The 19,652-nt window shown below is 54.7% G+C and carries 19 protein-coding genes and 6 tRNA genes; 12 read left to right on the top strand and 13 right to left on the bottom strand.

Annotation, left to right across the window (positions count from 1 at the left end; translation table 11 throughout):
- Nucleotides 1–5: 5 nt before the first annotated feature.
- A complete protein-coding gene (gene ptsJ / locus KOSB73_RS22335) occupies nt 6–1,304 on the bottom strand; it encodes a MocR-like B6 salvage transcription factor PtsJ (RefSeq protein ID WP_049085971.1) in 1,299 nt (432 codons plus the stop codon).
- Nucleotides 1,305–1,386: 82 nt separating this feature from the next.
- Between ptsJ and pdxK the strand changes: the two genes are divergently transcribed.
- Nucleotides 1,387–2,253, top strand: coding sequence for a pyridoxine/pyridoxal/pyridoxamine kinase (gene pdxK, locus KOSB73_RS22330; RefSeq protein WP_004870781.1), 867 nt, complete (start codon nt 1,387–1,389; stop codon nt 2,251–2,253).
- Complete coding sequence (locus KOSB73_RS22325; protein WP_004104337.1) at nt 2,250–2,489, top strand: hypothetical protein; 240 nt, start codon at nt 2,250–2,252, stop codon at nt 2,487–2,489. The genes pdxK and KOSB73_RS22325 overlap by 4 nt, the downstream gene beginning before the upstream one ends.
- A 42-nt stretch (nt 2,490–2,531) precedes the next feature.
- Here KOSB73_RS22325 and crr read toward each other — a convergent pair whose 3' ends face one another.
- The 5 genes from crr to cysZ all read right to left on the bottom strand — a co-directional run bounded on the left by crr (nt 2,532) and on the right by cysZ (nt 7,387).
- A complete protein-coding gene (gene crr, locus KOSB73_RS22320) occupies nt 2,532–3,041 on the bottom strand; it encodes a PTS glucose transporter subunit IIA (RefSeq protein WP_000522253.1) in 510 nt (169 codons plus the stop codon).
- A 42-nt stretch (nt 3,042–3,083) separates the two neighbouring features.
- The gene (ptsI, locus tag KOSB73_RS22315) at nt 3,084–4,811 is read right to left on the bottom strand and encodes a phosphoenolpyruvate-protein phosphotransferase PtsI (protein ID WP_004870786.1); all 1,728 of its coding nucleotides are present in this window, start codon (nt 4,809–4,811) and stop codon (nt 3,084–3,086) included.
- Nucleotides 4,812–4,855: 44 nt separating this feature from the next.
- On the bottom strand, nt 4,856–5,113 hold the full coding sequence (gene ptsH, locus KOSB73_RS22310) for a phosphocarrier protein Hpr (protein ID WP_002913505.1): 258 nt from the start codon (nt 5,111–5,113) through the stop codon (nt 4,856–4,858).
- Between the two features lie 381 nt (nt 5,114–5,494).
- Complete coding sequence (gene cysK, locus KOSB73_RS22305; RefSeq protein WP_004870789.1) at nt 5,495–6,466, bottom strand: cysteine synthase A; 972 nt, start codon at nt 6,464–6,466, stop codon at nt 5,495–5,497.
- Nucleotides 6,467–6,625: 159 nt separating this feature from the next.
- Nucleotides 6,626–7,387 carry a sulfate transporter CysZ gene (gene cysZ, locus KOSB73_RS22300; RefSeq protein WP_004870791.1) on the bottom strand — a complete coding sequence of 254 codons (762 nt, stop codon included), beginning with the start codon at nt 7,385–7,387 and terminating at the stop codon, nt 6,626–6,628.
- Between the two features lie 230 nt (nt 7,388–7,617).
- On the opposite strand from cysZ, the gene zipA reads away from it, so the two are divergent.
- The 3 genes from zipA to KOSB73_RS22285 all read left to right on the top strand — a co-directional run bounded on the left by zipA (nt 7,618) and on the right by KOSB73_RS22285 (nt 10,923).
- On the top strand, nt 7,618–8,613 hold the full coding sequence (gene zipA / locus KOSB73_RS22295; protein ID WP_004870793.1) for a cell division protein ZipA: 996 nt from the start codon (nt 7,618–7,620) through the stop codon (nt 8,611–8,613).
- Nucleotides 8,614–8,687: 74 nt separating this feature from the next.
- Nucleotides 8,688–10,712, top strand: a complete 2,025-nt coding sequence (gene ligA / locus KOSB73_RS22290; protein WP_049099598.1) for an NAD-dependent DNA ligase LigA — start codon at nt 8,688–8,690, stop codon at nt 10,710–10,712.
- On the top strand, nt 10,705–10,923 hold the full coding sequence (locus KOSB73_RS22285; protein WP_004870796.1) for a DUF3820 family protein: 219 nt from the start codon (nt 10,705–10,707) through the stop codon (nt 10,921–10,923). The genes ligA and KOSB73_RS22285 overlap by 8 nt, the downstream gene beginning before the upstream one ends.
- Here the strand turns inward: KOSB73_RS22285 and KOSB73_RS22280 are convergent.
- Nucleotides 10,920–11,918, bottom strand: coding sequence for a bile acid:sodium symporter family protein (locus KOSB73_RS22280; RefSeq protein WP_004870798.1), 999 nt, complete (start codon nt 11,916–11,918; stop codon nt 10,920–10,922). The two genes, KOSB73_RS22285 and KOSB73_RS22280, sit on opposite strands and share 4 nt — an antisense overlap.
- An 89-nt stretch (nt 11,919–12,007) precedes the next feature.
- Between KOSB73_RS22280 and KOSB73_RS22275 the strand changes: the two genes are divergently transcribed.
- The 4 genes from KOSB73_RS22275 to KOSB73_RS22260 all read left to right on the top strand — a co-directional run bounded on the left by KOSB73_RS22275 (nt 12,008) and on the right by KOSB73_RS22260 (nt 16,188).
- Nucleotides 12,008–12,934, top strand: a complete 927-nt coding sequence (locus KOSB73_RS22275; RefSeq protein WP_064410770.1) for a LysR family transcriptional regulator — start codon at nt 12,008–12,010, stop codon at nt 12,932–12,934.
- A gap of 122 nt (nt 12,935–13,056) precedes the next feature.
- Nucleotides 13,057–13,890: a xanthosine phosphorylase gene (xapA, locus tag KOSB73_RS22270; RefSeq protein WP_064410769.1), complete on the top strand. Its 834-nt coding sequence runs from the start codon at nt 13,057–13,059 to the stop codon at nt 13,888–13,890.
- 60 nt (nt 13,891–13,950) lie between these two features.
- Entirely contained in the window at nt 13,951–15,207 is a 1,257-nt protein-coding gene (locus tag KOSB73_RS22265) for a nucleoside permease (protein ID WP_004870802.1), read from the top strand.
- A gap of 96 nt (nt 15,208–15,303) precedes the next feature.
- Complete coding sequence (locus KOSB73_RS22260; protein WP_024359304.1) at nt 15,304–16,188, top strand: LysR family transcriptional regulator; 885 nt, start codon at nt 15,304–15,306, stop codon at nt 16,186–16,188.
- A gap of 89 nt (nt 16,189–16,277) precedes the next feature.
- Here the strand turns inward: KOSB73_RS22260 and KOSB73_RS22255 are convergent.
- The 4 genes from KOSB73_RS22255 to KOSB73_RS22240 form a co-directional block, all read right to left on the bottom strand.
- A tRNA-Lys gene (locus KOSB73_RS22255) sits at nt 16,278–16,353 on the bottom strand.
- 4 nt (nt 16,354–16,357) lie between these two features.
- Nucleotides 16,358–16,433, bottom strand: a tRNA-Val gene (locus KOSB73_RS22250).
- Between the two features lie 46 nt (nt 16,434–16,479).
- Nucleotides 16,480–16,555 (bottom strand) — tRNA-Val (locus KOSB73_RS22245).
- 44 nt (nt 16,556–16,599) lie between these two features.
- Nucleotides 16,600–16,675, bottom strand: a tRNA-Val gene (locus tag KOSB73_RS22240).
- Nucleotides 16,676–16,934: 259 nt separating this feature from the next.
- Here KOSB73_RS22240 and gltX point away from each other — a divergent pair.
- Nucleotides 16,935–18,353, top strand: coding sequence for a glutamate--tRNA ligase (gene gltX, locus KOSB73_RS22235; protein ID WP_024359303.1), 1,419 nt, complete (start codon nt 16,935–16,937; stop codon nt 18,351–18,353).
- 57 nt (nt 18,354–18,410) lie between these two features.
- On the opposite strand, the gene KOSB73_RS22230 is transcribed toward gltX, so the two are convergent.
- Together KOSB73_RS22230 and KOSB73_RS22225 are read right to left on the bottom strand one after the other, a co-directional pair.
- Nucleotides 18,411–18,806, bottom strand: coding sequence for a YfeC-like transcriptional regulator (locus tag KOSB73_RS22230; RefSeq protein ID WP_024359302.1), 396 nt, complete (start codon nt 18,804–18,806; stop codon nt 18,411–18,413).
- A gap of 4 nt (nt 18,807–18,810) precedes the next feature.
- Nucleotides 18,811–19,164: a YfeC-like transcriptional regulator gene (locus KOSB73_RS22225; RefSeq protein WP_004123321.1), complete on the bottom strand. Its 354-nt coding sequence runs from the start codon at nt 19,162–19,164 to the stop codon at nt 18,811–18,813.
- A gap of 219 nt (nt 19,165–19,383) precedes the next feature.
- On the opposite strand from KOSB73_RS22225, the gene KOSB73_RS22220 reads away from it, so the two are divergent.
- Nucleotides 19,384–19,459: transfer RNA gene (locus tag KOSB73_RS22220), tRNA-Ala, on the top strand.
- A 41-nt stretch (nt 19,460–19,500) separates the two neighbouring features.
- Nucleotides 19,501–19,576, top strand: a tRNA-Ala gene (locus KOSB73_RS22215).
- Nucleotides 19,577–19,652 lie beyond the last annotated feature (76 nt).

Below are 19,652 nucleotides of genomic sequence, written 5' to 3'. Positions count from 1 at the left end.
TCCCGTCACTGTTGTTGTAATATCTGGTATAAGTCATTGGCGAGCTTATTAATTTCATTCTCGCTTAGCGTCGCAAGCGACAGCCGTAGCCCGTGCGCTGGTTCGCGGATACCGAACGTTTCGCCTTCGCGAACCAGCCAGCCGGCGTGCGCCAGACGAAGCGCCACCGGCTGACTCGGCTCCTCCAGCGGGAACCAAAAATTAAGCCCGTCTCCTGGCGTCAGGTGGGTGATTCCGCGGCTGGCGAGGGCGGCAATCAGCTTTTCATGCTGTTGACGATAGTGGCGCCGGGTTTCCGCCAGAGAGGCCATAAAGGCGTTGTCGTTAAGGCAGGCGATGACCAGATCCTGCAACAGATGGCTGACCCACTGGCTACCGGAATTAAGCCTGAGGCGCAGCGCCGCCGACGTGTCGGCGTCGCTGGCGACGATGGCCAGACGTATATCCGGCCCCAGGGTTTTTGACAGGGAGCGTACCAGCGCCCAACGCTGGCTTTCCGCGGCGATAGGGGAGTACCAGGGCGTGGCGGAGAGCAGCGCGAAATGATCGTCAACAATCACCAGAACCTGCGGATAGCGGGCCAGTATTTCGCGTATTGCCCGGGCGCGGGATTCGCTGAGGCTACAGCCGGTCGGATTGTGCGCGCGCGGGGTGATAATGACCGCCCGGGCGCCGTTGCGCAGCGCCTCTTCAAGGGGCTCAGGCTGCATGCCTTCCCCGTCGACCGGCACCGGCGAAGGGTGAAAACCGGCATAGCGCAGCATATTGATGCTGCTGAGAAAGCAGGGATCTTCAATGGCCACGCTATCGCCGGGCAGCAACAGGGCGCATAGCAGGCGCTCAAGCGCATCGACGGCGCCGCTGGCGAGGTTAATCTCGGCGTCCATCTCCAGATCCGGGTTAACCCAGCGACTGGCCCACGCGGCCAGCCGGGGCTCAACCGCCGCATCGCCGTACAGACGTGGCGCTAAAGCAATCGCGCCGAGGGAGTGCTTGAGGTTCGCCAGGCGAGCGGGATCGGGATTGCCGCTGGAAATATCCTTCAGCGGGGAAGAGGGATCGCCCCCTTCAAGGGCGGGAAGAGTATTATGCGTTTTAATGGCGGTGCCATTACGCCCCTGACTGACGGCCAGACCGGAGGTTACCAGGCGCTTATAGGCGGCAGCGACGGTATTGCGGTTAACCGCCAGCTTGCCCGCCAGCTCGCGGACCGGCGGCAAAATATCGCCAGGCTTGAGCGCGCCGCTTTGTACCAGATGGCGGATATTATCGAAGATCTCACTGGCAGTTTTTCCAACGATCATTATTGACCTATGACAAAATGAATTTTAGCATAGGACGAATGATAATCAGAGTCTGACTCGCTGTCCAGCGGGAGGAGAAAGGATGGATCAGCAAGATGAAATACAATCGGTGCTCTTTAGCGATAAAAGCCGTGCGCTGCAGGTCGATATTGTGGCCGTGCAGTCGCAGGTGGTTTACGGCAGCGTAGGCAACAGTATTGCGATACCGGCGATAAAGCAGCACGGCCTGCGGGTGATGGCGGTGCCGACGGTGCTGTTTAGCAATACGCCGCATTACGATACCTACTACGGCGGGGTGATCCCGGAAGAGTGGTTTGCCGGTTATTTAAAGGCGCTGGAGGAGCGTGACGCGCTCCGCGAGCTGCGGGCGGTAACGACCGGCTATATGGGCAGCGCCGTGCAGATTAAGCGTCTGGCGCAATGGCTGCAGCGCATTCGCGAGCAGCGTCCTGAACTGTGTATTCTCGTTGATCCCGTCATTGGCGATGTGGATAGCGGTATCTACGTCAAGGCCGAGATCCCTGAAGCCTATCGTACGCATTTGCTCCCGCTGGCTCAGGGGATCACGCCCAATCTGTTTGAGCTGGAGACGCTAAGCGGCCTGCCTTGTCATCATCAGCAGGAGGCGATTATTGCCGCCCGTAGTCTGCTCTCTGATTCACTGCAATGGGTGGTTATTACCAGCGCGCCGGGAGCGGATAGCGCCACGATCAACGTGCTGGTGGTTAGCGCAGAGTCGGTCGAGGTGATCGAACATCCGCGTGTAGAAACCGACCTTAAGGGAACGGGCGACCTTTTTTGCGCCGAACTGGCGAGCGGCCTGGTTTGCGGGATACCGCTGGGCGATGCCGCTAAAGCCGCCGCGCAGCGGGTGCTGGCGGTCATGACATGGACCGAGGAACAGGGCTGCGATGAGCTCATTCTGCCGCCGCGAGGGGAGGGAGTATGAAGAGCTATCGCTTAGTGGTGCGCCAGCAGGGAAGAGTCGTCGGTCATTTTGAGACGACCGGCAGCGAAGCGCTGGAAGATGTTTGCGAAGTGGGGTCGCTATTTGGCGCCGTGGGCGGATATCAGTGTGATTTACAGGTTTCTGACAGCGAGAAGCGGATTCTGGAAAGCGGCCCTGAGGGGATGAAAATACTTTCGCGGGAGAAGTGCTATCGGCCGTTTAAAGCGGCGAGATAAAAAAATGGCGCCCTGAGAGGCGCCATTCTTCTGCGGCAAGAATTACTTCTTGATGCGGATAACCGGCGTTTCACCCACGGTTACGCTACCGGACAGTTTGATCAGCTCTTTGATCTCGTCCATGTTGGAGATAACAACCGGAGTCAGGGTAGACTTGGCTTTCTCTTCCAGCAGCGGCAGATCGAATTCGATAACCGGGTCGCCGACTTTCACACGCTGGCCTTCTTCAGCGATACGTTTGAAGCCTTCGCCTTTCAGTTCAACGGTATCAATACCGAAGTGAACGAACAGCTCGATGCCGCTATCAGATTCGATTGAAAAAGCATGGTTGGTTTCAAAAATTTTACCGATGGTACCATCTACCGGCGCAACCATTTTGTTGCCAGTAGGTTTGATAGCAATGCCATCACCCACAATTTTTTCCGCGAAAACTACATCCGGCACGTCTTCAATGTTGACGATCTCGCCAGAGAGCGGGGCAACAATCTCAATAGTTCCGGTGTCTTTTTTGTCATCAGAAACCAGAGATTTCAATTTATCGAACAAACCCATGATCTTCTCCTAAGCAGTAATTTGGGCCGCGCATCTCGTGAATTAGCAGATTGTTTTTTCTTCAATGAACTTGTTAACCAGCGTCATTAACTCGTCCGTTGTCGGTTGAGCAAGAGCCTGCTCTGCTAATACTTTCGCATCTTCGAAGTTCGTGTTACGGATAATCTTCTTGATGCGCGGGATGGAAATGGCGCTCATAGAGAACTCGTCCAGACCCATACCCAGCAACAGAAGTGTAGCACGTTCATCGCCCGCAAGCTCACCGCACATGCCAGTCCATTTGCCTTCAGCATGAGAAGCATCAATAACTTGCTTAATCAGCGTCAGCACGGACGGGGACATTGGCTGGTAAAGATGTGAAATCATATCATTACCACGGTCAACTGCCAGAGTATACTGCGTTAAATCATTAGTACCGATACTAAAGAAATCAACTTCTTTGGCTAAGTGACGAGCAATTGTCGCAGCGGCTGGGGTTTCCACCATCACGCCAATCTCAATGGACTCATCAAAAGCTTTACCTTCGTCGCGCAGTTCCTGTTTGTAGATTTCGATCTCTTTTTTCAGTGCACGCACTTCTTCAACAGAGATGATCATCGGGAACATGATGCGCAGTTTACCGAAAGCGGAAGCACGCAGGATTGCACGAACCTGGTCACGCAGAATCTCTTTGCGATCCATGGCGATGCGCACCGCGCGCCAGCCGAGGAACGGGTTCTCTTCTTTCGGGAAGTTCATGTACGGCAGCTCTTTGTCGCCGCCGATGTCCATGGTGCGAACGATAACCGCCTGCGAGCCGCACGCTTCGGCAACGGCTTTGTAAGCGGCGAACTGTTCTTCTTCAGTTGGCAGCGAGTCGCGGTCCATGAACAGGAATTCTGTACGATATAAGCCAACGCCTTCTGCACCGTTACGCTCGGCACCTTCAACGTCGCGTACGGTACCGATGTTGGCGCAGACTTCAACCTGATGGCCGTCCAGCGTGATGGCCGGCAGGTCTTTCAGCTTAGCCAGTTCCGCTTTTTCTTCAGCGACCTGAGCCTGCAGGTTGCGCAGTTCTTCGATTTGTTGGTCGCTCGGGTTAACCAGAACCTGATTATTCACCGCGTCGAGAACCAGATAGTCGCCGTTTTTCACCTGGCTGGTCACGCTGCCGGTGCCCACGATGGCCGGCAGTTCAAGGGAACGCGCCATGATGGAGGTGTGGGAAGTACGACCGCCCGCGTCGGTAATGAAACCCAGCACCTTGTTCAGGTTCAGCTGCGCGGTTTCAGACGGAGTGAGGTCAGCGGCAACCAGAATAACTTCATCCTGAATCGCGCTCAGATCGATGATGGCCAGACCGAGGATGTTGCGCAGCAGGCGCTTACCGATGTCGCGTACGTCAGCCGCACGCTCTTTCAGGTATTCGTCATCCAGTTCTTCCAGGGCAGTAGCCTGACCTTCGATAACTTCATTGGCTGCCGCATCGGCAGTCATATGCTTATCTTTAATCAGGGCTATGATTTCCTGCTCAAGCTCCTCATCTTCCAGCAGCATGATGTGCCCTTCGAAGATGGCTTCTTTTTCTTCACCGAAAGTTTCACCAGCTTTGGTTTTGATGACCTCCAGCTGGGCGGAGGCCTTGGTGCGGCCGTTCAGAAAACGTTCAACTTCCTGATCAACCTTATCGGCAGAAATTTTCTTCCGGTCGATGACAATTTCGTCTTCTTTCAGCAGAAGAGCTTTGCCGAAAGCGATACCCGGGGATGCTAAAATGCCTGAAATCATAACCCTACCTTACTTGTGACTGATATTAAAAAGAACCCGTGAACTTACTCGAGTTCAGCCATCAGTTTAACCAGATGCTCAACTGCTTTCTGCTCATCTTCGCCTTCGGCAGAGAGAGTCACAACGGTGCCCTGGGTCAGGCCCAGAGTCTGCAGTTTGAACAGGCTTTTGGCGCTGGCGCTTTTGCCGTTGGAGGTTACAGTGATCTCAGAAGTGAAGCCTTTTGCTTCTTTAACAAACTGAGCAGCAGGGCGGGTGTGCAGACCGTTCGGAGCGGTAATAGTAACTTCTTGCTGGAACATTATATTTCCCCAACTTATAGGTTTAGTGTTGTGGACCTAAAGTTTAGCCTAACGGCCAAACTTTAGCCTGTATCGTTAGCGCCGGCATCACGTATCCGGCTCCGGCACCAGCAGCAGCGAATCGCTGTGGAAACCTTCAGGCCGTTAACGTCTACCACGTCATTAAACATTATGCCGCTAAAGGAAGACTTGAACCAAATCATAAAATCGATTCAGCTTATGGAAATCCAAATCGGAATAATTTCGCGCATCGAAATAAATGTGCTGGTTAAATACCAGACCCAACGAAGTGAATCAATGCCAGGAGGGGTAAAAGTTTGATGTGCGCCACAAAAAAGCACCTGAAAAGGTGCTTTTTTACACGATATTAACAAGCTGGCATTACTGTTGCAGTTCTTTCTCAGTGAAAAGATCGGCAAACAATGCGGTGCTTAAATAGCGCTCACCTGAAGAAGGTAGGATAACCACAATATTCTTATTGGTAAAGGATTCATCCTGCTGCAGCTTCAGCGCAGCGGCAACGGCGGCGCCAGAAGAGATCCCGGCCAGAATGCCTTCCTCTTCCATCAGGCGGCGCGCGGTGGAAATGGCTTCTTCGTTGGTGATCGCAACCACTTTATCCACCAGCTTCAAATCCAGGTTGCCTGGGATAAAGCCTGCGCCAATACCCTGAATTTTATGCGGGCCGGGCTTCAGCTCAACGCCTGCCAGCGCCTGGGCGATAACCGGGGAATCGGTGGGTTCAACGGCAACGGTAATCAGATCTTTTTTACCCTTGGTGCCTTTGATATAGCGGCTCACGCCGGTCAGCGTACCGCCAGTACCGACGCCGGAGATGAAGACGTCAACCTGACCATCGGTATCTTCCCAGATTTCCGGGCCGGTGGTTTTTTCATGAATTTCCGGGTTGGCCGGGTTGCTGAACTGCTGCAGCAGCAGGAATTTCTCCGGATTGCTGGCGACAATCTCTTCGGCTTTCTGGATGGCGCCTTTCATGCCTTTAGCGCCTTCGGTCAGCACCAGATTGGCGCCCAGGGCCTTCAGCAGCTTGCGGCGTTCGATGCTCATGGTCTCCGGCATCGTCAGCGTCAGTTTATAACCGCGCGCCGCAGCCACGTAGGCCAGAGCGATACCGGTATTACCGCTGGTCGGTTCCACCAGCTCAACGCCGGGTTTCAGCACGCCGCGTTTTTCGGCATCCCAAATCATATTGGCACCGATACGGCATTTTACGCTAAAGCTCGGGTTACGAGATTCTACCTTTGCCAGGATGCGCCCGTTACCGATGCGGTTCAGTCGTACCAGCGGCGTATGGCCGATAGTCAGGGAGTTGTCTTCAAAAATCTTACTCATGGCCCGTCCTTAACTGTATGAAATTTGGGAGTACGGCTTCAGCATACCCGCTTAAAGAATATGCGGAAGTAAGGATTTAGCATATCTATATTCGGAAGAGAAATAATGACAAGCCAGAAGTAATAAGGAGCGGCATAAGCCGCTCCGAAAGCGATAGCGCTACTTCCACATCGCGTGTTTGTCGCGGTAGCAGTCGACCCACATTGCCGTCGCGCCGCAAATAGCGACGGGCAGTATCACCAGGTTCAGTATCGGGATCATGGTAAACAGGCTGGTTAAGGCGCCAAACTGCATATTGGTCACTTTACGCGTGCGCAGCGCCTGGCGCATCGTTTTAAACGGCACCTTATGGTTATCAAAAGGATAATCGCAGTACTGAATCGCCAGCATCCAGGCGCTGAACAGGAACCACAGCACGGGAGCTATGGTCTGGCCGATACCGGGAATGAAGTAAAGGATCAGCAGAACGATGGCCCGCGGGAGATACCAGGCGAACTTCTGCCACTCACGCTTCATGATGCGCGGCACATCTTTCATGATGCCGAAAATCCCGACGTCCGGCGGCGTCGCGCCCGTCAGGCGCGCTTCAAGCTGCTCGGCCAGCAGGCCGCTAAAGGGGGCGGCAATCCAGTTGGCGATTGTCGAGAAGAAGTAGCCGAAGACAAGCAGTATAGAAATGACCACCATGGGCCACAGCAGATAGTTAAGCCATTGCAGCCATTCAGGAACATGGCTCATCAAAGAGGGGATCCAACTGCCCAGACGCGTGAACAACCACCAGAATGCGCCGCCCATCAGAATAATGTTGACGAGCAAAGGGAGGAATACGTATCGACGGATCCCCGGCAGCCCGATCAGCTTCCAACCCTGCGAAAAGTAGTAGACGCCACTGCGCGGGGTCGTTACGGATGATGAAACCATAGTCAGGTAATGCTCCTTTTTTGACATCCAGGCTGAATGCCGGGCTATTTTATCGGGTTAGCAGACAATAACCAGTTAGGAAATGTTCGAAAAAACAGCAAAAAGCACGATTTAGTTCATCTTTATGTAGTGAAAGCCCCAGACGCACTTGCACTTGATGTAATCGGCAAATACTCTTAGTGAGTAAATGTTTGCCGTGGTGGCAAGGTGTTAGAACAACAGAGAATATAATGATGCAGGATTTGCGTCTGATATTAATCATTGTTGGCGCGATCGCCATAATCGCTTTACTGGTGCACGGTTTTTGGACCAGCCGTAAAGAGCGCTCCTCGATGTTTCGCGATCGCCCACTGAAACGTATGAAGTCACGCGACGATGAAGAGTCGGAAAGCGACGACTTTAATGACGATGTTGAAGGCGTTGGTGAAGTCCGGGTTCATCGGGCCAGTCATGCGCCGAATGGCGTTCATGGGGAGCATGAAGCACCTCGTCAGCCGCAGCACCAGTATCAGCCTCCTTATGAGCGTCAGGCGCAGCAGCCACCTGTGCGCCCGGAAGAGCCTGTCCGTGCAGCGCAGCCGCCGCAACAACAGCCTGTTCGCCCGCAGGCCCCGGTTCAGCAACCGCATCACGCCGTGCCGCCTCAGCAGCCGGTAATGCAGCCGGTACAGCCTCCGCAGCCACAGCAACCCGTTCAGCATGTGCAGCAGCCGGTTCAACAACCCGCCATCGCTCCAGAGCTTCAGCCGACGCCAGAACCTCAGGCCCCTGAGCCGCAGCAGGCCGCGCCGCAGCCTAAAGAGCGTAAGGAGACGGTCATCGTGATGAACGTCGCCGCGCACCACGGTTCGCAGCTTAACGGCGAGCTGTTAATCAACAGCATCCAGCAGGCGGGTTTCAAATTTGGCGATATGAATATCTTCCATCGCCACCTCAGCCCTGACGGCAGCGGTCAGGTGCTCTTCAGCCTGGCCAATATGGTTAAGCCCGGCACCTTCAATCCGGACAGCATGGCGGATATGATGACGCCTGGGGTAACTATCTTTATGCAGGTTCCGTCCTTTGGCGATGAACTGCAAAACTTTAAGCTGATGCTGCAGTCCGCGCAGTACATTGCCGATGAAGTCGGCGGCGTAGTGCTAGACGATCAGCGTCGGATGATGACGCCGCAAAAACTGCGCGAATATCAAGACCGTATTCGTGAAGTGAAAGAGGCTAACGCCTGATTCATCTTCTTGCGTTTCATCTACTCATCCTGAACCCCCGCCCGTCGGGGGTTTTTTATCATTGATGGTGTGATATGGAATCGAACGAACAAAAACTGACTGAACTGCGAACCACGCTTCGCCATCATGAATACCTGTACCACGTCATGGATACGCCGGAAATTCCTGATGCTGAATACGATCGGCTGATGCGTGAACTACGTGAACTGGAAGCTCAACATCCTGAATTGATTACGCCCGATTCACCTACCCAGCGCGTCGGCGCCGCACCGCTAGCCGCATTCAGCCAGATTCGCCATGAAGTGCCGATGCTGTCGCTGGATAACGTTTTCGATGAAGAGAGCTTCCTTGCGTTTAATAAGCGCGTTCAGGATCGGTTGAAAAATACCGATGATCTGACCTACTGCTGTGAGCTCAAGCTGGATGGCCTGGCGGTCAGTATCCTGTATGAAAACGGCTTGCTGGTACAGGCGGCGACCCGCGGCGATGGAACGACCGGTGAAGATATCACCTCCAACGTACGCACCATTCGCGCTATCCCTCTGAAGCTTCGCGGCGACAATATTCCGCAGCGGCTTGAGGTTCGTGGAGAGGTTTTCCTGCCGCAGGCGGGGTTCGAAAAAATCAATGAAGAGGCGCGGCGAACCGGCGGGAAGGTATTTGCTAACCCGCGAAACGCCGCTGCAGGTTCTTTACGCCAGCTCGATCCGCGGATTACCGCGAAGCGTCCACTCACTTTCTTTTGCTACGGCGTGGGCGTGCTGGAAGGCGGCGAGCTGCCGCGAAGCCACTCAGCGCGCTTGCAGCAGTTTAAGTTCTGGGGGCTGCCGGTCAGCGAGCGCGTAAAGCTCTGCCATTCTCCAGAGGAAGTGCTTACTTACTATCGCAAGGTTGAAGAAGATCGGCCGAATCTGGGGTTTGATATTGACGGTGTGGTTATCAAAGTGGATTCGCTTGCGCTTCAGGAACAGCTTGGCTTCGTGGCCCGCGCGCCGCGCTGGGCGGTGGCGTTTAAGTTTCCGGCCCAGGAGCAGATGACTTTCGTGCGCGATGTCGAGTTTCAGGTCGGGCGTACCGGCGCCATCACGCCGGTAGCGCGTCTGGAGCCGGTACAGGTCGCCGGCGTCCTGGTCAGCAACGCGACGCTGCATAATGCTGATGAAATCGAGCGTCTGGGGCTGCGCATCGGCGATAAGGTGGTTATTCGCCGCGCCGGTGATGTTATCCCTCAGGTCGTGAACGTCGTTCTCTCAGAACGCCCGGAGGAGACGCGTGAAATCGTGTTTCCCACCCATTGCCCGGTATGTCATTCCGACGTTGAACGCGTAGAAGGCGAAGTGGTGACCCGCTGTACCGGCGGTCTGATCTGCGGCGCCCAGCGTAAAGAAGCGCTCAAGCATTTTGTCTCCCGTCGCGCCCTGGACGTGGAGGGAATGGGCGATAAAATTATCGATCAGCTGGTTGAAAAAGAGTACGTGCATACGCCTGCCGATCTCTTTCAACTGACGCCGGGTAAGCTTACCGGGCTCGATCGCATGGGGCCAAAATCAGCGCAAAACGTGGTGGATGCGCTGGAGAAGTCAAAAGAGACCACCTTTGCCCGTTTCCTTTACGCGCTGGGGATCCGCGAAGTGGGTGAGGCGACGGCAGCCGGTTTAGCGGCCCACTTTGGCACCATTGAGGCGCTGGAGCAGGCTTCAATTGACGATCTGCAAAAAGTGCCCGATGTCGGGATTGTGGTCGCCACGCACGTGCGTAATTTCTTTGCCGAAGAGAGCAATCGCGAAGTGATTGCTCAGCTGCGTAAAGAAGGCGTCCGCTGGCCGGCGCCGGTGGTGGTCAATGCGGAAGAGATCGATAGCCCCTTTGCCGGCAAAACGGTGGTTCTGACCGGTAGCCTGAGTCAGCTCTCCCGTGATGATGCGAAAGCCCGGCTGGTTGCGCTCGGCGCGAAGGTGGCGGGCAGCGTGTCGAAGAAGACCGACCTGGTTATCGCCGGGGAGGCGGCGGGCTCTAAGCTCGCCAAAGCGCAGGAGCTAGGGATTGCGGTGATCGATGAAGACGAAATGCTGCGTCTGCTCGGAGAGTCGCGTGGATAAAGAGCAGCTTATTGAGATTGCCAATACGGAAATGCCGTTTGGTAAATACAAAGGGCGGCGCTTAATCGATGTGCCGGAAGAGTATTTGCTGTGGTTTGCCCGTAAGGATCAATTTCCCGCCGGGCATCTTGGCGAGCTGATGGCATTAACGCTATTGATTAAAACGGAGGGGCTGACCAGCCTGGTCGAGCCCCTTAAGCGTCCGCGTTAGGCTTCGGAGGCGCGATTTTTCTCCTGCGCCTGTAACGCTTCGGCCTGGCGCTTATAGCGCCGCGCCAGCACCGCACAGACCATAAGCTGAATCTGATGGAAGATCATCAGCGGCAGCACCATTATTCCCAGAATTGAGGTCGGGAAGAGAATATTGGCCATCGGAATGCCGTTCGCCAGGCTCTTCTTCGACCCGCAGAAGACAATCGTAATTTCATCCGCTTTATTGAACCCGCACCGGCGCGCCACAAACACGTTGATAGCAATGACAATCGCCAGCAGCACGATGCTGACAATAACGATAAACAGCAGCGAACCAACGCCGACTTTGTGCCAGATACCGTTAACCACCGCCTCGCTGAACGCCGAATAGACCACCAGCAGGATGGAGGTCTGGTCGGTTTTCGAGATCCACTTTTTATGTTTTGCCACCCAGTTGCCAATCCATGGACGCGAGAGATGTCCCAGCACAAACGGCAGCAACAGCTGCAGCATAATCTTGCCGACCTGCTCCAGACTCCCGCCCGCGCCGTGCAGATTCATCAACAGGCCGACCAGCAGTGGCGAAATGAAGATCCCCAGCAGGCTTGAGGCCGAAGCCGAGCATACCGCAGCCGCCACGTTGCCGCCCGCCAGAGAGGTAAACGCAATGGCCGACTGGACGGTGGCGGGAAGAATGCAGAGATAAATAAACCCGGTATAGAGCGCCGGATCGACGTTAACGGGCGCCCACCAGGCGAACAGCACGCCAAGCACGGGAAAAACGATAAACGTGCTGCACATAACCCAGAGATGCAGACGCCAGTGGCTGCCCCCGGCAACGATCGCCTCACGGGAGAGCTTGGCGCCGTGCATAAAGAACAGCAGCGCGATGGCGGCGGTGGTTAAATGTTCAAAGAAGGGGACAAATCCGCCGCGCGCAGGAAAAAAGGAGGCCAGCAGGACGACGGTGACTAACGTTAGGGTGAATGGATCAAGAATGCGGAAAAATTTCATAAACGCTCCTGAAAATCGATGTCGCTATTGTGCTTTCTTTAGTTTGAGAAATAAAATCGATTTATTGCATCTATTCATGAAAAAAAGAGATGAATTATTCGCTGCGTCAGTTAAAAGTTTTTGTGACCGTTGCCCGCGTTAAAAGCTTTAGCCGGGCAGGGGAGAGTATTGGTCTTAGCCAGTCTGCGGTCAGCCATAGCGTAAAAGAGCTGGAGTACCAGACCGGCGTACGCCTGCTTGACCGAACGACGCGTGAAGTGGTGCTCACGGAGGCAGGACAGCAGCTGGCGGCCCGGCTTGAGCGCTTGCTGGATGAACTCAATAGCACGCTGCGTGAGGCCGGTCGAGTCGGGCAGCAGCTGATGGGCACCGTGCGGGTGGCGGCCAGCCAGACCATTTCCGCCCATCTGATCCCGCAGTGCATTGCCTACAGCAACCGGCGCTATCCGGAGATAGATTTCGTTCTGCACGATCGCCCCCAGCAGTGGGTGCTGGAGAGCATTCGGCAGGGAGAAGTGGATTTTGGTATCGTTATCGATCCCGGCGCCGCGACCGATTTACAGTGCGAGACGGTTCTCGCTGAACCATTCCTGCTGCTTTGCCGCAGCGATCACCCTTTTGCCGGACGGGACGCGGTGAGCTGGCAGGACCTACAGCACCAGCGGCTGGTTTTGCAGGATTATGCTTCTGGCAGCCGTCCGCTGATTGATGCTGCGCTTTCAGGATTCGCCGTTACCGCGAACATCGTGCAGGAAATCGGGCATCCGGCCACGCTATTTCCGATGGTTGAGTCGGGGATAGGCATCAGTATATTACCCGCATTAGCGCTGCCGCTCCCGCAGGGGAGCCGTTTGCAGGTGAAGCGGCTGACGCCGGTAGTGGAACGCCAGCTGATGCTGGCGCGGCGTAAAAACCGCTCCCTATCGACAGCCGCAGAGGCGCTGTGGGAGGTGGTGCGGCTGCAGGCGGCCCGGCTTACCGCCTTACGCGAAAACGATCCCTTGTATCAGAAATGAAATCAATAGCTTTTTGATATCAAACGTCCGGGAAAACTGTATTGGTAATCGATTGCGTCGCATCGTTATAACAAGATGGTAGCCAATCATTTTATCCATTCTTCAGTTTTTAAGGACAGCTTATGAGCGACACGCTTTTCTCACAGAACCCCTGGTATAGCGCCGATATTATTCGCGGATATAAGCCGGATTTTACGCCGCGCGTGGCTTTTATTCTTGGTTCTGGTCTAGGGGCGCTGGCGGAACAAATTGAAGATGCGGTGGCGATATCTTACGAGAAGCTGCCCGGCTTCCCGGTGAGTACGGTTCACGGCCATGCCGGCGAGCTGGTGCTGGGAAATCTGGCCGGCGTACCTGTTGCCTGCATGAAAGGGCGCGGGCACTTCTATGAAGGACGGGGCATGCCGGTGATGACCGATGCTATCCGCACGCTAAAGCTGCTGGGGTGTGAACTACTGTTTTGTACTAACGCGGCCGGTTCGTTGCGCCCGGAGGTCGGGCCGGGTAGCCTGGTGGCGCTCAGCGATCACATTAATACGATGCCGGGCACGCCAATGGTTGGCCCGAATGATGAACGTTTCGGCGAGCGCTTTTTCTCTCTGGCCAACGCCTATGATGCGGATTATCGCGCCGTTCTGCAGAGCGTGGCGGCGGAGGAAGGGTTTCCGCTGACCGAAGGCGTATTTGTTTCCTATCCCGGGCCGAATTTTGAGACGGTGGCAGAGATTCGCATGATGCAGATTATCGGCGGCGATGTGGTGGGGATGTCCGTGGTGCCGGAAGTGATTACCGCCCGTCATTGCGGGTTAAAAGTGGTGGCAGTCTCAGCGATTACCAATCTGGCTGAAGGGCTGGGCGATGTGAAATTATCTCACGCGCAAACCCTGGCGGCGGCCGAACTCTCCCGGCAGAACTTTATCAACCTGATCTGCGGCTTCTTGCGCAAACTGGCCTGAAAAAAATAATAAATATGACCCCGCTTGCGGGGTTTTACTTTAATGGCAAGGAACGGAAAAATGGGTATCGCCTCTCGCTTAAAGCTCATGTCGTTTTTGCAATATTTTATCTGGGGAAGCTGGCTGGTCACCCTGGGTTCTTACATGATAAACACGTTGCATTTCACCGGCGCAAACGTCGGTATGGTCTATAGCTCCAAAGGGCTGGCGGCTATTATCATGCCCGGCGTTATGGGAATTATTGCCGATAAATGGCTACGTGCAGAACGGGCCTACATGCTCTGCCATCTGGTCTGCGCAGGAGTGCTTCTTTATGCGACGACCGTTACCGACCCGGATACCATGTTCTGGGTAATGCTGATTAACGCGATGGCCTACATGCCGACCATCTCCTTGTCTAATAGCGTCTCCTACTCCTGCCTGGCGCAGTCCGGTCAGGATCCGGCGACCGCGTTTCCGCCTGTTCGCGTGTTTGGCACGCTCGGCTTTATTGTCGCCATGTGGATGGTGAGCCTGATGGGGCTGGAGCTGAGCAGCGCTCAGCTGTATATCGCCTCTGCCGCGTCGTTATTGCTGGCGCTCTACGCGTTTACGCTACCGAAAATTCCCGTGACCGAGAAGAAAGCCAGCACCACATTGGCCGCGAGACTGGGGCTGGATGCATTCGTATTGTTTAAAAATCCGCGGATGGCCATTTTCTTTTTCTTCGCAATGATGCTCGGGGCGGTACTGCAAATCACCAACGTCTTCGGTAACCCCTTCCTGCATGATTTCGCCCGCAACCCGGCGTTTGCCGACAGCTTTGTCGTGCGCTATCCCTCTATTTTGCTTTCTGTTTCGCAGATGGCGGAAGTCGCCTTTATTCTCACTATTCCGTTCTTTCTGAAACGCTTTGGCATTAAAACGGTCATGCTGATGAGTATGCTGGCGTGGACGCTGCGCTTTGGCTTTTTTGCCTTTGGCGATCCGTCTCCGTTCGGTTTTGTACTGCTGTTGATGTCGATGATTGTTTACGGCTGCGCATTCGACTTCTTTAATATTTCAGGGTCGGTATTCGTTGAGCAACAGGTGGGAGCGAATATTCGCGCCAGCGCGCAGGGGCTGTTTATGACCATGGTGAACGGTGTCGGCGCGTGGGTTGGTTCGGTTCTCAGCGGCTTGGCCGTGGACTACTTTTCTCTGGACGGCGTAAAGGACTGGCAGACCATCTGGCTGGTGTTCGCAGCCTATTCATTAATGCTGGCGGTCATTTTTGCCCTGTTCTTCCGCTATAAACATGAACCTGAGCAGCGAATGGAGAAAGAGCTGGCCCATTAATCCTCTTCAGCGGCGGGGCATGTCCCGCCGTTTCATTTTCTCTGATGTAATGTGGTAACTTTGCGCATTATCCTTCGCCCCAGGAGCGCATGAGCCATGGAACGCACGCATCGTATCGATCTGAAGTTATTGCGCTATTTTCTGGCTGTCGCAGAAGAGCTGCATTTTGGTCGTGCGGCGGCGCGGCTGAATATGTCGCAGCCTCCGCTCAGCATTCACATCAAAGATCTGGAGCAGCAGCTCGGCACGCTACTGTTTGTTCGTCACTCCCGCAGCGTGGCCTTGACCCACGCAGGAAAAATCCTGATGGAGGAGTCCCGTCGTCTGCTTTCCAGCGCGAATCAGGCTCTGGCGCGCGTGGAACAGATTGGGCGGGGTGAGGCCGGGCGGGTGGAGTTGGGCGTGATAGGCACGGCAATGTGGGGAAAAATGCGTCCGGTGATGCGTCGTTTTTTGAAAGAGCATCCTAACGTGGAAGTGCTTTTCAGAGAGAATATGCCCGCGATGCAGATGGCGATGCTGGAACGACGCGAGCTGGACGCCGGCGTCTGGCGAATGGCGACGGCGCCTTCTCCTGGCTTTACCAGCCTGCGCTTGCATGAGTCCTCTTTTCTGGTGGCCATGCCGGAAGAGCATCCGCTAGCTGCGCGTAAGGCGATCCCGCTTGCGACGTTGCGTAACGAATATTTTGTCACTATGCCCTCAATACATACCGACTGGACGTTTTTACAACGCGTGTGCCAGAGTGCCGGATTCTCGCCGATGATTATCCGTGAGGTAATGGAGCCGCAAACGGTGCTGGCGATGGTCAGTATGGGGATCGGCATTACGCTCATCGCCGATAGCTACGCGCAGATGGCATGGCCGGGGGTTGCGTTTCGTCCGCTGGAAGAGCGGATACCCGCTGATTTGTATATCGTCTATGACCAGCATCAGGCGACGCCTGCGCTGGAGAAACTGGTTGCGGCGCTAGTGAATTAAGCGTCATTGCCGGATGGCAAGGTAAAAGGCTGCTCCGGCTTTGTGTATCGCAGATAGCAAAAAAGCGCCTTTAGGGCGCTTTTTTACATTGGTGGGTCGTGCAGGATTCGAACCTGCGACCAATTGATTAAAAGTCAACTGCTCTACCAACTGAGCTAACGACCCGAAGTGGTGGGTGATGACGGGATCGAACCGCCGACCCCCTCCTTGTAAGGGAGGTGCTCTCCCAGCTGAGCTAATCACCCACTTCGGTACTTCATTTTACGGCAAGAAATCCAGCTGGCGAGAAAATGGTGGGTGATGACGGGATCGAACCGCCGACCCCCTCCTTGTAAGGGAGGTGCTCTCCCAGCTGAGCTAATCACCCACTTCTCAATTTCTTGCTACACGGCGGAGACTACGTAAAGTAGTTGGTGGGTGATGACGGGATCGAACCGCCGACCCCCTCCTTGTAAGGGAGGTGCTCTCCCAGCTGAGCTAATCACCCCCGCTGTGTGGAGTCGCATTATAGGGAGAGTTGGAAATGAGTCAACGCCTTTTCTAAATAATTTGTTTGTTCGTCGTAAAATTAAACAAAACGATCGCAATGTCATCTGTGGCGCATGATTTATAAACAAAAAGGGGAAAGCGTGACGTTGAAACGGTAACAACATTGAGGAATCAGCCCACGGTGTTAGAATATTCCCCCATAAAATCTAACGAACGCTGCCGCGTGTCGGCACCTTTATCAAACGTAAGGCCACTTCATGAAAATCAAAACTCGCTTCGCGCCCAGCCCGACAGGCTATCTGCACGTTGGCGGCGCGCGTACTGCTCTCTATTCCTGGCTTTTTGCACGTAACCACGGCGGTGAGTTTGTGCTGCGTATTGAAGACACCGATCTCGAGCGCTCAACGCCGGAGGCCATTGAAGCCATCATGGATGGTATGAACTGGCTGAGCCTGGAATGGGATGAGGGTCCGTACTTCCAGACCAAGCGTTTTGATCGCTACAACGCCGTCATTGATGAAATGCTGCAGGCGGGCACGGCCTATAAATGCTACTGCTCCAAAGAGCGCCTGGAAGCGCTGCGTGAAGAACAGATGGCGAAAGGTGAAAAGCCGCGCTACGACGGTCGCTGCCGCCATGGCCACGAGCATCATGCTGACGACGAACCTTGCGTTGTCCGTTTTGCCAACCCGGAAGAGGGTTCCGTTGTTTTTGACGACCAGATCCGCGGTCCGATCGAATTCAGCAACCAGGAGCTGGACGATCTGATTATCCGTCGTACCGACGGTTCCCCGACCTACAACTTTTGCGTGGTGGTTGACGACTGGGATATGGAGATCACCCACGTTATCCGTGGCGAAGACCATATCAACAACACCCCGCGCCAGATTAACATCCTGAAAGCGCTGAATGCGCCGGTGCCGGTTTACGCCCACGTCTCGATGATTAACGGCGACGATGGTAAAAAACTCTCCAAGCGTCACGGCGCGGTCAGCGTTATGCAGTATCGCGACGACGGCTACCTGCCGGAAGCGCTGCTGAACTATCTGGTGCGTCTGGGATGGTCCAGCGGCGACCAGGAGATTTTCTCTCGCGAAGAGATGATTAAACTGTTCAGTCTGGGCGCGGTGAGCAAATCTGCCAGCGCGTTCAACACGGAAAAGCTGCAGTGGCTGAACCACCACTATATCAATTCGCTGGCCCCGGAATATGTGGCAACGCATTTACAGTGGCACATTGAGCAGGAAAATATCGACACCCGTAACGGGCCTCAGCTGGCTGAACTGGTGAAACTGCTGGGCGAACGTTGCAAAACGCTTAAAGAGATGGCGGCGAGCTGCCGCTATTTCTATGAAGATTTCGCCGAGTTTGATGCCGATGCGGCGAAAAAACATCTGCGTCCGGTTGCCCGCCAGCCGCTGGAAATGGTGCGCGACAAATTAGCCGCCATGAGTGACTGGACGGCCGAAAACGTCCACCACGCGATTCAGGCGACGGCCGATGAGCTGGAAGTGGGAATGGGAAAAGTGGGGATGCCGCTGCGCGTCGCGGTGACCGGTGCAGGCCAGTCTCCGGCGCTTGATGTCACCGTGCATGCAATCGGTAAGTCACGTAGCGTAGAACGAATCAATAAAGCGCTGGCCTTTATTGCTGAACGGGAAAGTCAACAATCCTGATAGTAATATCGGGATTTATAAAACGGTGGGGCAAGCTAACCCCGCCGTTTTTTTTGCCTATTTTTTAGCATCAGCAATACCCAGCCGGGATAGAAACCCGCTGATCCCTTCGCGGGCAAGAAGATCGCGCAGGTGCAACTGCTCTGCGGGGGTCATCAGGTGCATGGTCTCGACAATCTGGCGCCAGATCGTATCAGCATCATTCACAAAGTATTTAACGACTGGTTCCGCCAGCTGGTTATCAAGGGTTAAATGGCGCAGCGCCGGGATATTTGCCAGGAAATCGATTACCGCTTTGTCGATGACAATCACGCGAGCGCGCCCGCCTTTCACACCGGGTATGGCTTCCGTCCGCCAGTTTTGCTCTCTGGCCCAACGGTTAATGGTTTGCCGGGCGAGATTAAGGCACTCGGCAAGCTCCGCTGGCGTCATTTTTTCTTTGAGTTTCATCATGATTTCACCGATCGCGGATACCCAGTCGGTTGAGTAGCCCGGTGATCCCCTCGCGTAGCAACAGCGACATAAACAGCTTTTGCTCACCCGGCGTCATCTCTTTACATAGCGTAAGCAGCAGAGATTCCAGATCGTTATCCGTTGCGGAATAGGGGACGGGGTTTTCGGCCACGCGCTGTGCGCTGCGGATAAACTCGCGAACCTGCTCATTAACGTGTACGAGGCGCGCTTTACCGCCCTGTACGCCGGGTCGTGGGGAAGTTTGCCATCCCTCTTTGCGTACCCATTTGTTAATCGTTTGCCGACTGAAGCCAGTCAGATGCGCTATTTCTTCAGGTGTCATTCGTTCCTTGAGCATACTATTTCCTGAGTAAATATGTGGGAATTAGTTGCACATGTTATAGCATCCTTTTAAAGGAAAGCGTGACATGTTTAGCTTCTGGCTGCGATAAGGCTCGCAATGCCAGCCGTTTGCCTGCTTTTTCAGCGATCAAATAGCTGGGATTGATTTTGCCGTTGACACCTGGCGAAGGAATTCATATTATGCCGCCCGTCAACACGACACGCTTTACGTTACGGGGCTATAGCTCAGCTGGGAGAGCGCTTGCATGGCATGCAAGAGGTCAGCGGTTCGATCCCGCTTAGCTCCACCAAAACCTGCACCCATCAGGTTTGGTTCGTAAAGAGGTCCTGTGGGGCTATAGCTCAGCTGGGAGAGCGCTTGCATGGCATGCAAGAGGTCAGCGGTTCGATCCCGCTTAGCTCCACCAAATTCGGAACCCTCGCTACGGCGGGGGTTTTTTGTTTGTCTGCTGGAGGAAATGTAAAGCATTCTTTGAATAAGTC

The organism is Klebsiella grimontii, from assembly GCF_900200035.1.
Taxonomy (GTDB): domain Bacteria; phylum Pseudomonadota; class Gammaproteobacteria; order Enterobacterales; family Enterobacteriaceae; genus Klebsiella; species Klebsiella grimontii.
This window is presented reverse-complemented; position numbering and strand designations above follow the sequence as displayed.